This window comes from Halomonas sp. YLB-10 (genome assembly GCF_003856855.1).
GTDB lineage: Bacteria > Pseudomonadota > Gammaproteobacteria > Pseudomonadales > Halomonadaceae > Halomonas > Halomonas litopenaei.
Genome location: NZ_RRCU01000001.1, coordinates 695,707 through 709,383, shown reverse-complemented (window position 1 = coordinate 709,383; position 13,677 = coordinate 695,707). Strand labels below are relative to the sequence as shown.

Below are 13,677 nucleotides of genomic sequence, written 5' to 3'. Positions count from 1 at the left end.
TGCCGCCCTTGAAGACGTCTTGTCTTCAGCGCAGGCAGGGGTCTTCCATAGGTGGCTCACAGGGCCTCAGACGGCGGGCCAGGGCGTCGACGGCGATATTGAGCAGGGCGGTGATCACCAGCAGGGCGAAGGCCACATCGAACATCAAGGTCTGGAAGGCGTCATCGATATTGTCACCGAGGGTGGCGACCCCGAGCATGCCGAGCAGGGCGCTTTCACGCAGGATCACCTCGGCGCGGTAATAGACCAGCGCCAGCATGCCCGGGTACAGCCGGGGCAACAGCTCGTAGGCCAGCCGTCCCGAGGCCGGGAGTCCCGGCATGCCGGGCTCGATGGCCTGGGCGTGGCGACATACCAGAAAGGCGATCAGGGCGCCGTTATGCAGCGCCAGGGCCAGCCAGGCCGGCAGCAGCGATGGCCCCAGCAGCAACAGGAAGACGAAGGCCAGCATCAGCTCCGGGGTCGAGCGCAGAAAGATCAGCAGACCCTGGCCGATGCCCTGGCTGACGCGATTGCCGAAGTGGCGCGAGGCCAGGGGCCACAGCACCAGGGCGAGCAGCAGGGCGCCGACGGTGCCGAGCAGCCCCAGCAGCAGGGTATTGGCCACCGCGCCGACGAGGTCGGGCAGTTCGGCCAGCCAGCGGAGCACACCGCCGATGTCGCCCTGGAGCAGGGCGCGGGGCCAGATGTCTACGCTGACGAAACGCCATAACAGGCCTGGGTCGATCTCGGGCCAGGGACCCAGCAACCACACGCTGGCCAGCCCCAGCGGCAGCAGCAGGCGCCGATGGGCCCACCAGGGCAGGGTGGCGATCAGCAGGTAAAAGGCCCACAGCAGGGCGCCGGCCTCGAAGTAGCGACCCTCGCGAAAGGCGCTCTCGAGCTGGTAGCCCAGTGTCGGCAGACCGACAAAACCCAACAGCACGCTGCTTCTGAGCGCGCACTCGAAGCGGTAGCGGGTGTAGGCGGCCAGTTGGGCGAAGGCCTGGGGCAGCTCGGTATAGGCCAGCCGGGCAAGGCGCCCGGTACCCTCGGGCAGCGCAGCCTGGGGCGCCTGGGGCGTCTGCTCGAGGATCTCGGCGTAGACCTTGGCGAAGATGCCGGCGTAGGGAATCGCCAGGGCCGCCAGGGCGGTCAGCGCGGACAACCCGAACACCTGCAGGAACAGCAGCGCCCAGAACAGCTCATGCACCGCCCGCACCGCGGCACTGGCCGCGCGCACCAGGCGTGAGCGGGCGTAGACCAGCGCCAGGGGCAGGCCCAGCACCACGCCGGCCAGGGTGCCCCAGAAGGCCACCGCGATGGTCAGGCCGATGGCCTGCAGGGGCGTCTCGATGGCGCCGAAGTCAGGCAGCGCCAGGCCCATTGCCATGCGTCCGAGTTCGCCCCAGGGATCGCGGCTCAATACTTCGAGGTCGGCCAGCGGAATCGCCAGGGCAGCCAGCACCACCAGCCACAGGCTGTGGCGTGCCAGGCGGGCACCGATACCGTCGCCGGCCAACAGGCCTGGGCGTGTCGCTTGCGCGGCGCTCACGGTCGTGCCTGCTCCTCGCCGGCCTGGTGCAAGGCGTGGCGAGCGCTGGCCTCGGCCGGCGAATCGCTGTTGTCGTCGCGAGCAGGGCTGGGAGCAGCGGGAGAGGAGGCCGTGCGTGACGCACTTGGGTAGAGCGCGTCGAGATCATCAAGGCTTAGATCTTGGCTGGGCGCGTCGAGCACCACGCGACCGCCGGCCAGCCCCCAGACGCGATCGAAGTGGCTCAGCGCCAGCTCGCGCTGGTGCAGCGCCATCACCGTGGTAGCGTGCTGGGCATCGATTCGATCGAGCAGCGCCATGGCCTGGTGGGGGTCGACGCTGGCGACCGGCTCGTCACCGAGAAAGACCTGGCGGCGCTGATAGAGTGCACGGGCGATGGCGACCCGCTGGCGCTGGCCACCCGACAGCCGACCTACCGGGCGCCTGATGGCGCCTTCGAGCCCTAGTTCAGCGCACAGACTTGCGACATCTTCCCAGGCCTGGCGCAGCGGCCTGACCAGGTTCCACAGGTTGACCAGCGCCGAGTGGCGCTCCAGCCTGCCCATGTAGACGTTATGGTAGACCGATAGCTGAGGCACCAGGCCGTGGTACTGGGGACACCAGGCGGCGTGGCGGCCAAGACGGCGGCGCAGCTCCGCCAGCAGGGTGGACTTGCCGACGCCGCTTTCCCCGAGCAGGGCGACGCGCTCGCCGGGCGCAAGGCGAAGGTGGACGTCATGCAGCACCGTATGGTCGGCGTAGCCCAGGTCGACCCCGTCGAGGATCAGTGTCGGGAAGTCACCGTGGCCGTTGTCCCGGCCGCCGGTGACCTGACGTTGGCCATCGTCCATCAGCGCAGCAGGCCGAGGCTCTCGGCGACCGTCTCGATGGGGGCGTACATGCTGTTGTCGGCGGGAATGAAGCCGGAACGCGGGAAGCTCTCCAGCAGTTCGGGATCTTCCATCTCGAGCAGTGCCTGGCGAACCCTGTCGGTAAAGCCTTCGCCGAAGGCCTCATCGGCGTCGCCGCGCAGGGTCCACTGGTAGTCCGGGTAGCTCGGGGTAGACCAGATCACGCTGACCTTGTCGGTGTCGACATCGCCATTTTCCAGCGCCGCGTCCCACACCTTGAAGTTGACCGCGCCCAGCTCGTAGGTGCCGGCCTCGACCAGGGCGATGGTGCGTGAGTGATCACCGGAGAAGCCGACCCGTGAGAACAGCTCTTCCGGCGCGGCGTCGAAGCGCTCGCGCAGGTAGTGCTCCGGCATCAGGCGACCGGAAGTGGAGGTCTTGGCGCCAAAGGTGAAGGTCTTGCCCTCGATCTCTTCGGGCAGCTGGTCGGCGGCCTCGAGTCCGGTGCTGGAGTGGGCGATGAAGTAGCTCTCGAAAGCCGCGTCCTCGACCCCCTGGGCCAGTGCCTGGGAACCGGGCACCAGACGACGGGCCTGCACACCGGACAGACCGCCGAACCAGGCCAGCTGGACCTGGTCATTGCGGAAGGCGGTGACCGCCGCACCGTAGGACTTCACCGGCACGTACTCGACCTCGACCTCGAGCGTCTCGGACAGATAGTCGGCCACCCGCGAGAAGCGCTCCACCAGACGCGATTCGTCCTCGTCGGGGATGGCGGTGAAGCGGAAGGTCTCGGTCTGCTCGGCCAGCGTCGGCAGGCTGAACAGCCCCAGGCTCAAGACGGTCAGAACGGAGGTCAGGGATGGCAGCGATCGCATGAGGCTTCCTGGCAATGGTATGGATGGCGGCGTGCGGACAGGGACACAAGACAGGCCGCTATTGTTGTGCCAATACGCTAAGGAGGCAAGCCGAGGAGCGGGCCTGACGTTGTTGTCACTCGTCGACGCTGTACCTTGTGCTGCGCAGGCTGTCCTTGATCTTCTTGAGGTGGTGCAGGAAGTCCTCGCCGCGACGCAGGGTGACGCCGGTGGCCAGCACGTCGATCAGCGCAAGCTGTACCATGCGAGAGGTCATCGGCATGTAGTGGTCGGTGTCTTCGGGCGCGCTGACCGCAAGGGTTTCGGTGCACTGGCGCGACAAAGGTGAGTCCGGCGCGGTGATACCGAGCACCACGGCACCGTTTTCACGGGCCAGGGCGGCGATGTCGACCAGTTCCCGGGTGCGCCCGGTATAGGACAGCACCACCACCACGTCGCCGGTGTGGCAGGCCGAGGCGACCATGCGTTGCATCAGTACGTCGATGTAGGCGCTGACCGGCAGGTTGAAGCGAAAGAACTTGTGCTGGGCGTCCTGGGCCACCGCGCCGGAGGCACCGAGGCCGAAGAAGTGGATCTGCTTGGCCTGGATCAGGTAGTCGACCATGCGCTCGATGCGCTCGGGAGCGACCTCCCGACTGGCGAGGTCCAGCGCCGCGATGGTGGCGCCGAAGATTTTGCCGCTGTAGGCCTCGGCACCGTCATCGGGTTCCACCGCCTGGCTGACATAGGGGGTGCCGCCGGCCAGGCTCTGGGCCAGCTGGATCTTGAAGTCGGGATAGCCCTTGGCCTCGAAATTTCGGCAGAAGCGATTGACGGTAGGTTCGCTGACCGAGGCAGCTTGAGCCAAACTGGCGATACTCATGCCGGTTGCGGCGGCGGGGTCGGCCAGAATGACGTCGGCGACCTTGCGCTCGGAGCGGTTGAGCTCGTCGAGGCGGGTGCGAATGCGTTCGATAAGGTCGTGGCGAACCATGGTCGAGGTCGGCTCCGTGACGAAAGGCGCGGGCAACTGCGCGGTGGTGCGCGGGCAGCGGCGCATTTATTGGGGTACCCGAGACAATTCTCTCTGGGGATGTGGTGATTTAACTACGTATTGGCGGCTATCCTAGCGCTCCACCGATCTACATCCAACGTATAAGCGCGCCAGCGGGATATTTTGTGTAAGTTTACAAAATATTTTTCAATCTGGCCGTCGAAAGTTGACCATTTTTTTGTAAACTTAGATACCCTGACGGTAAGCAGGACACATCTCGCTCGATAGCCTTCTGCGATATCCAGGGGTCTACCACCAAACGAGGACGGTTATGACACGACACACCCGATCCGGTGACGCCGAGCGTACCGACATCGATCTGGCGTTGTTCGGCGCCCTGGGCGACCTGTCTCGCCGCAAGCTGTTCCCGGCGCTCTACCAGCTGGACCGCGAGGGACTCTTGCATGACGACACCCGGCTTCTTGGCCTGGCGCGTCAGGACATCGACCAGGAGGCCTTCCGCGAGCGCATCCATGGCTCCTTGAAGGAATACGTCAAGTCGAGCGAGCTCGATGACAAGGTGGTCGCCCGTTTCCTCGATCGCCTGTCCTTCCTGTCGGTGGACTTCACCACGGTGGAAGGCTATGGCGCCATCGCCGAGTGGCGTGAGCAGGGCGGTCAGCAGCGCCCGTTGGTGGTCTATCTGGCGGTGGGGGCGAGCCTGTATGGCGATATCTGCCGCCACCTCGAGGCCAGTGGCAGCCTGGACGAGCAAAGCCGCGTGGTGGTGGAGAAGCCGATCGGCTACGACCTGGAGTCGTCGCGGGAGGTCAACGATGCGGTGGGGGCGGTGTTCCCCGAGTCGCGGGTCTATCGTATCGACCACTACCTGGGCAAGGAGACGGTGCAGAACCTGATCGCGCTGCGCTTTGCCAATCCGCTGTTCGGAACCCAGTGGAACCAGAACCATATTTCCCACGTGGAGATCACGGTGGCCGAGAAGGTCGGCATCGAGGGCCGCTGGGGCTACTTCGACGAGGCTGGCCAGCTCAGGGACATGGTCCAGAACCACCTGCTGCAGCTGGTCTGCCTGATCGCCATGGACCCGCCGGCCAACCTCGACGCCGACGCCATCCGCGACGAGAAGGTCAAGGTGCTCAAGGCGCTCAAGCCATTCACCGACGACATGATCGGACGTGACGTGGTGCGCGGACAGTACACCGCCGGCACCAGCGACGGCACCAGTGTACCCGGCTATCTCGAGGAAGAAGGCGCCAATACCCGCAGCCATACCGAGACCTTCGTGGCGATGAAGACCGAGGTGTCCAACTGGCGCTGGGCCGGCGTGCCCTTCTACCTGCGTACCGGCAAGCGCATGCCCGAGAAGCTGTCACAGATCGTGATCCACTTCCGTCAGCAGCCGCACTATATCTTCGACCCGGATCAGCGGGCGCTGGCCGCCAACAAGTTGATCATCCGGCTGCAGCCGGAGGAAGGTATCCGCCTCGAGGTGCTGACCAAGGACAGTGGTCTCGACAAGGGCATGCGCCTGCGCCGTGGCCCGCTGCACCTGGACTTCAACAGCGCCTTCCCCAAGGCACGTATCCCCGACGCCTACGAGCGTCTGCTGCTCGAAGTCATGAAGGGCCAGCAGTACCTGTTCGTTCGGCGTGACGAGGTCGAGCATGCCTGGCACTGGTGCGACGAGCTGATCGCTACCTGGCAGGATCGTGACGAGCCGCCGCGCCGCTATCCGGCAGGCTCCTGGGGGCCGGTGGCCTCCATCGCCATGATCACCCAGGACGGACGTAGCTGGTACGAGGACTACTGACATGAGCAGCGAGCAACTTTCTCCGTCTCCCCGCGAGCAACTGGCGCACCAGTTGGCCCAGACCGTGGCCACGGCGCTGCGCGAGGATCTGTCGTCCCAGGATCGCGCCCTGCTGATCGTGTCCGGCGGCTCCACCCCGGTGCCGTTCTTCGAGGCACTGTCCCAGGAAACTCTGCCCTGGGATCGGGTCGACGTGACCCTGGCCGACGAGCGCTGGGTCGCTGCCGAGGCCGACGATTCCAACGCCCGGCTGGTCAGGAAGCACCTGCTGATCAACCGGGCCGAGGCGGCCACCTTTGTCCCGCTCACCACCGAACACGATACCCCCGAGGAAGGCACCGACGAGGTCGCCCAGCGACTGACGGGCCTCTCCTGGCCGGCATCGGTAGTCATCCTGGGGATGGGCGGCGATGGCCATACCGCCTCACTTTTTCCTGACAGTCGCGAACTGGACCTGGCACTGAGCACCGATGCCCATGTGGTGGCGGTGCGCACACCGAGCCAGCCCCAGGCGCGCATTACCCTGAGCGCCGAGCGCCTGCACCATGCCCGCCGCCATTACCTGCACCTGACCGGTGACGACAAGCGCGCCGTGCTGGGAAGCGCCATGGCCGGTGACAACGTACGTGAACTGCCCATTCGTGCCTTTCTTAGCTGCCCGCTGGCCGTCTACTGGGCGCCCTGATTTCCTGGAGCCACGCTCATGACCATTGAAAAACAGCTTCCGTCTACCCGCACCACCGAGCTCGACAGCATCTGCCTGAAGGCCGAGGTGATCCCGGTGATCGTCATCGATCGCATCGAGGACGCCGTGCCCATGGGCCGCGCCCTGGTCGAAGGCGGTCTCAGCGTGCTCGAGGTGACCCTGCGCACCGACTGCGCGATCGAGGCCATCGCCCGGCTGAAGAAGGAGCTGCCCCAGGCCAGCATCGCCGCCGGTACCGTGCTGACACCTGCCCAGTATCGTCAGGTCGAGCAGGCTGGTGCCGACTTCGTGGTGACCCCGGGCGCCACCGAGGCGCTTTACCGCTATGGCGTCGAGAGCCCGGTGCCGATGCTGCCGGGGGTGGCCACCATCTCCGAGCTGATGACCGGCTGGCAGTACGGCTATCGTCGCTTCAAGTTCTTCCCGGCCGAAGCCAGCGGTGGCGTCAAGGCGCTCAAGGCCTTCGCCGGCCCCATTGGCGAGGCTCGCTTCTGCCCCACCGGCGGCATCAACCTGGGCAACGCCTCCGAGTACCTGGCGCTGCCTAACGTCATGTGCGTGGGCGGCTCCTGGCTGACCCCGAAGTCGCTGGTCGACGCCGGTGACTGGGACGCCATCCGCGCCCTGGCCAAGGAAGCCGCGGATCGTTTCCATCACTGAAGCCATCACCGAATGCTCGATGACGAAGCGGCGCTGGCCGCTTCGTCATGATTCCTGAGCTCTCTGCACCGGAAGGGCGTCATGCCTATCCATGTGCTCTCTCGACAGCTGGTGCTGTCCTTGATCCGGCCTCTGGCCGGATTTTTTTTGTCCGCCGCCATGGGATGATGGTTGCCTGAGCGAGCGGAGAAAACCTATGAAACTGTTGATACTGGGCGCGACGGGGTTGGTGGGTAGCGAGGCGCTGCGCCAGGCATTGGCCCATCCCGACGTCACCGAGGTGCGGGCACCGGTACGCCGACCGCTGACGCTGGAGCACCCAAGGCTAGCCGCCCCGGTCGTCGATTTCGCCGATCTGGAGTCACTGCGACCGGACAAGACTGGACGAGGTGATGCACAGGCGCTGGCGGGGAATGACGAGTGGTGGAAGGCGGATGGCGTGATCTGCGCACTGGGCACCACCCTCAAGGCCGCCGGCTCGCGAGAGGCCTTTCGACGTGTGGATCTCGAGTTGCCGCTGTGGTTTGCGCGCCGCGCCAGAGCCGCCGGTGCCGAACGCTTTGCCTTGAACTCGGCGCTAGGCGCCGATCGTGGCTCGCGCTTCTTCTACTCCCGGGTCAAGGGCGAACTGGAAGCCGAGTTGCTCGACCTCGACTACCCCAGCCTGACCTTGGTCAGGCCGGGCCTGATCGACGGTGAGCGAGCCGAGGTGCGCCACGCCGAGCGCCTGGGGCTCGCGCTTTCTCGCGGTCTGCGTCCGCTGCTGCCGCGCCAGTGGCGACCCAGTCCGGTGGCCCGCATCGCCGAGGCGCTGGTGCAGGGCGCCATCAGCGCGCCAGCCGGAAGGCATCTGGTGCAGGCCAGGGACCTGGCCTGACCCAAGCCGTCAACGCAGTGATGGAATAGGCCGTCAATGAAGCTAGGATTGCTTTACCGCGTGCTTGGACTACCAGGACTGCGCTTTCTGCTACTGGTGGTGGGGTACAGCGTCGGTCATGAGATCGCCGATTACCTGGGCAGGGAGTATCGGGGTGGTGTGTCCTGGGGGATGACCCTGGGCTACCACTCGTGGGGGGTTGTGTTGCTGTCGCTGGTCGAAGGAGTCGTGGTGTACCGCTGGTCGCGGCGCTGGGTCAGGCTCGAGTGGTTGGCGGCAACGATCACCGCGGCCATCGTGCTGACCTGCACGGGGATCCTGACTGGATACTCGGGCGCATGGGCGCACCCTTATCGTCTGGCCTGGTTCCAGGGCTGCGCGGTGGCTGCCATCTTTCTGCCGCTGATCGTCCACAGGCTGGTCAATCGCTGGCGCCATGCCAGGGCGGGGAGGCGATAGGCCCTGGCATGGCGGCGGGGGACTTTCGGGTCACCCGAGGTTGTCGTGATGTCAGCTGTCGATCACGTCTTCGCGGCGCGGCAGGGCCGCGTAGGCGCCGGGGCGCGTCACCGCGTGGGCGCCGCAGCGACAGGCCAGGGTCAGGGCGCGTTCGAGGAAGGCCTCGTCGTGCTGCCAGTTGGGGCGCTGCCAGTCGTGGTCGGCCAGAGCCGCCAGCAGACCGCCGATAAAGGCATCGCCACCGGCGGTGGTATCGACCGCCTTGACCGGCGGCGGTGTCATGCGCTTGACGCCCTGGGTGGTGTGGGCGGCGACTGCACCGGGACCATCGGTGATCACGATCAGGCGAGCACCGGCGGCCAGGCGTTCGGCCAGCCAGTCGTCACGTGGGTGATCACCCCGCAGGGCGTCGAGTTCATCGGTGGACAGCTTGATCAGGTCGGCCTGGTCGAGCAGGCGGGTGACCAGGCCGACGTCGATGCTGTGCTCGGGCCAGAGGTTGTGACGCAGGTTGGCATCGACGCTGACCAGACAGCCAGCCCGGGAGGCCATCTCGGTGATCGCCAGGGAGGTGGCGGCGATGGCATCGTCCGTAAGGCTGTTGCTGCACAGGTGGACGATGGCGGGCTCGCTGAACACTCCATGGGGCAGATGCTCGGTGCGATACAACAGGTCGGCGGCGGGAGGACGATAGAAGTCGAAGGTGCGCTCGCCGTCTGCGTCGCGGGAGACGAAGGCCAGGGCGGTGCGGGCCTCGCGGGTGCGCGATACGCCGGAGACGTCGACGCCGTGGTGCTCGAGCTCACGGGCCAGGAAGTCGCCGAAGTGGTCGTCGCCCAGCATGCCGAGAAAGCGACTGGTCAGTCCCAGTCGCGCACAGGCCACGGCCACGTTGGCCGGCGCGCCACCGGCGTAGGGGGTGAAGGTCTCTGGTCCCTCGGCGGCATCACCGAGACGACTGGAGAGCATGTCGACCAGGGCTTCACCAAAGGCGATCACGGGGGTCATGGCGGGATTCCTCGTCGATCAGTGGTTGTCGGCCAGCGACAGGGTGGTGCCGAGCATATGCTGGGCGCCGGGTACCAGCCACACCGGATCGAGGCGGGTGTTGGCGGACTCGACGCACAGAAAACGGCGGGCGGCGTCCAGCGGGGTGTCCGGGTTGGGTGTCTCGCCGGGATTCCACACCACCACCGAGTCGCTGTTCTGGCGAGCCACTCGCAGGCGGCGCTGGCCGTCATCGAGCACCACCTCGGCGTTGGAATGATAGATACGATCGACGCCTTCACGGACCCCGAGCTCACCCACCTGCTCGCTCTCGGCGAAGCCCTTGAGCTTGTCCAGGTAGCGGGCCCCGACGAGGCCTTCGACGCGACAGGCGAAGACCTGATCCACCGCCAGATAGCTGTGCAGGGCGGCGGTCATCTTCACCGGCGTCTCGCCCAGGTGCTCGGTGATCAGCTCCACGTGCAGACGCTGGGCGTTGGCCTGGACCACCGCACGGGGATGCAACTGGCTGTGCAGGCGCTGTGGCAGTGACAGGTGCACCTCGACGCCGTCTTCGTGCTCGTCCACCGCGTCCAGTTGCCAGTCGGCCTTGCGCGCCGGGCCGTGCATCGGGCCGGAGCGGTCGGGGGACTCGTCGGCGGTGTTCTCGTCGGCGAACCACGGCCAGCACAGGGGGATGCCGCCACGAATCGCACCCGGCACGTCCTGGGGCGTGGGGGTCACCCACAGCCAGCCAGCGGGCACCAGAGGATCATCCGCACCGCTGTCGACGGTGGCTTTGGCGGGAGAAGCGCCTGCGGCTCGCGTGGGGTCGGGCGCGGGAGATGCGCCTGCGGCTCGCGTGGCGTCGGGCGCAGGTTGAAAGTGAAGCACCTGGGCGCCCTGCAACGAGATCGCCAGCTGGCCCCAGCTCTCGTTGGCCACCCAGATGTCGCGGCCGGCCCAGTGGATGTGCCCCTGGCCCTCTACCTCGTCGATACGTGTCTTGAGCGTTGCCGGAATCATTCGACCTCCTCGTTGTGGAGCGCCTCGGCGGCGCCCAGCAGCCCCGTCCACGGGGCCGTGACCACCTGGATGGAGATGGCTTCGTTGTAAGGGCGCATCCTTCCCTTGTTGCAGAAGGCGCTGAGAAACCCACTGTGAGGCAGCCAGTCGATCAGCCGTGGCACGATGCCACCACACAGGTAGACGCCGCCTCTCGCACCCAGGGTCAGCGCAGCGTCGCCCGCCACGTCGCCGAGGATCTTGAGAAAGCGCAGAATGGTATCACGCCCCAGCGGGTCGCCGCGGTTGGCGGCCTCGGTGACTTGAGCCGGCGTGCTGGCGCTGGCCTCCAGACCATCGATCTCGGCCAGTACTCGGTAAAGGTCGAGCAGGCCCTGGCCGCACAGGATGCGTTCCACACTGACCCGGCCATAGCGACGGTGGAGGCGTCGATAGATCTCGAGCTCCTGTTCGTCGGTGGGCGCGAAGCTGGCATGGCCACCCTCGTTGGGCAGTGGCACCCAGGCGCGCCGTGCCGGGAAGAGGCCAGCCATGCCGAGGCCAGTGCCCGGTCCGATGACCAGTCGAGCGGCGTGCCCTTCGGCCTCGCCGGTCTGGATGCTGACCAGATCATGCGAATCGACGTGGGGGACGCCGAGCGCCTGAGCCATGAAGTCGTTGATGACCTTGAAGTCATCCAGGGCAAGGTCACGCTTGACCTCGCCCTTCAGGAAGCTCCAGTGATTGTTGGACATGCTGACCCGTTCGGCGTGCACCGGACAGGCGAACGCCAGGCACGCCTCCCGCGGGGCCTTCTCGCCGCTGGCGCCCACCCGCTCGAGGTAGTCACGGGCAGCTTCCACCACGCCGGGATAGTCGGCACAGGGCAGGGTCAGGATGTCGTGGGGGGCAGTCTTGCCCGGCGACACCAGCGCGAAGCGTGCGTTGGTGCCGCCGATGTCCCCGATCAGCGCTTGGCGTGTCATGGGCGAACTCAGGCGTCCTCGTCGTGGATCTGTCCCTGCTGGCGCTCGAGGTCGTCGGCCTCGAAGCCACCGAAGACGCCGGCGCCTTCCTCGGCGCCCATGGCCAGGTGACGGTAGCCGCCGAACAGCTCGCGACCCAGACCCACATGGTAGTGGTCCAGTTCGGCCACGCGCTTGGGACGATCCCGCCATTCGGCGTCGCTGAGCACGACAGACAGCTCGCCCTTGTCGGCGTCCAGGCGCACCACATCGCCATCACGCAGCCTGGCCAGCGGGCCACCGTCCAGCGCCTCCGGGGTCATGTGGATGGCCGCAGGTACCTTGCCCGAGGCACCGGACATGCGCCCGTCGGTGACCAGGGCAACCTTGTAGCCGCGATCCTGCAGGACGCCCAGGTAGGGGGTCAGCTTGTGCAGTTCGGGCATGCCATTGGCCTTGGGGCCCTGGAAGCGCACCACCACGATGACGTCACGGTCGAGATCGCCGGCGTCGAAGGCGGCCTTGAGGTCGTTCTGTTCCTCGAAGATCTTGATCGGCGCCTCGACGACCCGGTGCTGAGCCTCTACCGCCGACACCTTGATGACGCCACGGCCGAGATTACCCTCGAGCACGTTGAGGCCACCGGTGGCGGCAAAGGCGTTGGATACCGGGCGCAGCACGTCCGGGTCGAGGCTCTCCAGGGGGCCTTCGCGCCATACCAGCTTGCCATCCTCGAGGAAGGGCTCCTGGGTGTAGGCGGTCAGGTCGGTGCCGAAGATCGTCGGGATGTCGCCGTGGATCAGGCCCGCACCGAGCAGCTCCCGGATAAGCAGGCTCATGCCGCCGGCGGCCTGGAAGTGGTTGATATCGGCCTGGCCGTTGGGATAGACCCGGGTCAGGCTGGGCACCGCGGAGGACAGCTCCGAGAAGTCATCCCAGTTGATGGTGATACCCGCCGCCGCGGCCATGGCCACCAGGTGCATGGTGTGGTTGGTGGAGCCGCCGGAGGCCAAGAGGCCGACCATGGCGTTGACGATGGCACGCTCGTCGATCTGGCGATAGAACGGGCGGTAGTCGCCGCCGGGCTCGGTATTGCGGATCGTCTGTTCGGTGGCGAAACGAGTCAGCGCTTCGCGCATGTCGGTACCGGGGTTGACGAAGGAAGCGCCCGGCAGGTGCAGCCCCATGAACTCCATCATCAGCTGGTTGGAGTTGGCGGTGCCGTAGAAGGTGCAGGTACCGGGGCTGTGGTAGCTCTCGGACTCGGCTTCCAGCAGCTCGTCACGGCCGACCTTGCCCTCGGCGAACAGCTGACGGACGCGGGCCTTTTCCTTGTTGGGCAGGCCGCTGGGCATGGGCCCGGCCGGGATGAAGGTAGTCGGCAGGTGGCCGAAGCGCGCCGCGCCGATGAACAAGCCCGGCACGATCTTGTCGCACACGCCAAGATAGAGGGCGGCGTCGAACATGTTGTGCGACAGGCCCACGGCGGTGGCCATGGCGATGACGTCGCGGGAGAACAGCGACAGCTCCATGCCCGGCTGGCCCTGGGTGACGCCGTCGCACATGGCCGGCACTCCGCCGGCGAACTGGGCGGTAGAGCCCATCTGGCGGGCGCTTTCGCGAATCACCTCGGGAAAGGTCTCGAACGGCTGGTGCGCCGACAGCATATCGTTGTACGACGAGATGATGCCGAGGTTGGCGCTATTCATCAGCTTGAGCTGATTCTTGTCCTCGCTGCCGCACGCGGCAAAACCGTGGGCCAGGTTGCCGCAGGACAGTTCGGAGCGATGGACGCCGCGACGATGCTGGGCCTCCATGCGCTCTTCGTAGAGGGCGCGCCTTTGCCGAGAGCGCTCACGGATGCGCTCGGTGACGCGGGCGACGGTGGGATCGAGCGAAGAAGCTTGCTGGCTAGCCATGGTCAACCTCAGACGTGTTGATGCGGGTCAGGTACGTAACTTTACCAAATAAA

At 66.4% G+C, this 13,677-nt stretch carries 13 protein-coding genes; 5 read left to right on the top strand and 8 right to left on the bottom strand.

Translation table 11 applies throughout. The features are described from left to right. Positions 1-25 precede the first annotated feature (25 nt). From EBB56_RS02875 to EBB56_RS02860, 4 genes are all read right to left on the bottom strand, one after another. Complete coding sequence (locus EBB56_RS02875; protein ID WP_124802696.1) at positions 26-1,534, bottom strand: ABC transporter permease subunit; 1,509 nt, start codon at positions 1,532-1,534, stop codon at positions 26-28. After that, positions 1,531-2,364, bottom strand: coding sequence for an ATP-binding cassette domain-containing protein (locus tag EBB56_RS02870; RefSeq protein WP_124802694.1), 834 nt, complete (start codon positions 2,362-2,364; stop codon positions 1,531-1,533). The genes EBB56_RS02875 and EBB56_RS02870 overlap by 4 nt, the downstream gene beginning before the upstream one ends. After that, positions 2,364-3,242: a putative selenate ABC transporter substrate-binding protein gene (locus tag EBB56_RS02865; protein ID WP_185696366.1), complete on the bottom strand. Its 879-nt coding sequence runs from the start codon at positions 3,240-3,242 to the stop codon at positions 2,364-2,366. The genes EBB56_RS02870 and EBB56_RS02865 overlap by 1 nt, the downstream gene beginning before the upstream one ends. A 115-nt stretch (positions 3,243-3,357) precedes the next feature. Continuing rightward, entirely contained in the window at positions 3,358-4,215 is an 858-nt protein-coding gene (locus tag EBB56_RS02860) for a MurR/RpiR family transcriptional regulator (protein ID WP_045991062.1), read from the bottom strand. 331 nt (positions 4,216-4,546) lie between these two features. On the opposite strand from EBB56_RS02860, the gene zwf reads away from it, so the two are divergent. From zwf to EBB56_RS02835, 5 genes are all read left to right on the top strand, one after another. Next, a complete protein-coding gene (gene zwf / locus EBB56_RS02855; RefSeq protein ID WP_045991016.1) occupies positions 4,547-6,046 on the top strand; it encodes a glucose-6-phosphate dehydrogenase in 1,500 nt (499 codons plus the stop codon). 1 nt (position 6,047) lies between these two features. Beyond that, complete coding sequence (gene pgl, locus EBB56_RS02850; protein WP_045991017.1) at positions 6,048-6,731, top strand: 6-phosphogluconolactonase; 684 nt, start codon at positions 6,048-6,050, stop codon at positions 6,729-6,731. An 18-nt stretch (positions 6,732-6,749) separates the two neighbouring features. Further along, positions 6,750-7,412 carry a bifunctional 4-hydroxy-2-oxoglutarate aldolase/2-dehydro-3-deoxy-phosphogluconate aldolase gene (locus tag EBB56_RS02845; RefSeq protein ID WP_045991018.1) on the top strand — a complete coding sequence of 221 codons (663 nt, stop codon included), beginning with the start codon at positions 6,750-6,752 and terminating at the stop codon, positions 7,410-7,412. Between the two features lie 196 nt (positions 7,413-7,608). Beyond that, entirely contained in the window at positions 7,609-8,289 is a 681-nt protein-coding gene (locus EBB56_RS02840; protein WP_124802692.1) for an NAD(P)H-binding protein, read from the top strand. 36 nt (positions 8,290-8,325) lie between these two features. Next, positions 8,326-8,748: a hypothetical protein gene (locus EBB56_RS02835; protein WP_045991020.1), complete on the top strand. Its 423-nt coding sequence runs from the start codon at positions 8,326-8,328 to the stop codon at positions 8,746-8,748. 51 nt (positions 8,749-8,799) lie between these two features. On the opposite strand, the gene EBB56_RS02830 is transcribed toward EBB56_RS02835, so the two are convergent. From EBB56_RS02830 to edd, 4 genes are read right to left on the bottom strand one after another with little or no spacing between them, the layout of a single operon-like run. Beyond that, positions 8,800-9,756 (bottom strand): carbohydrate kinase, encoded by a 957-nt coding sequence (locus EBB56_RS02830; RefSeq protein WP_045991021.1) that lies wholly within the window; start codon positions 9,754-9,756, stop codon positions 8,800-8,802. A gap of 18 nt (positions 9,757-9,774) precedes the next feature. Beyond that, the gene (locus tag EBB56_RS02825; RefSeq protein WP_045991022.1) at positions 9,775-10,761 is read right to left on the bottom strand and encodes a D-hexose-6-phosphate mutarotase; all 987 of its coding nucleotides are present in this window, start codon (positions 10,759-10,761) and stop codon (positions 9,775-9,777) included. Then, the gene (gene glk, locus EBB56_RS02820; protein WP_108131377.1) at positions 10,758-11,726 is read right to left on the bottom strand and encodes a glucokinase; all 969 of its coding nucleotides are present in this window, start codon (positions 11,724-11,726) and stop codon (positions 10,758-10,760) included. The genes EBB56_RS02825 and glk overlap by 4 nt, the downstream gene beginning before the upstream one ends. Positions 11,727-11,734: 8 nt before the next feature. Continuing rightward, entirely contained in the window at positions 11,735-13,624 is a 1,890-nt protein-coding gene (gene edd / locus EBB56_RS02815; RefSeq protein WP_045991024.1) for a phosphogluconate dehydratase, read from the bottom strand. Positions 13,625-13,677: the final 53 nt, after the last annotated feature.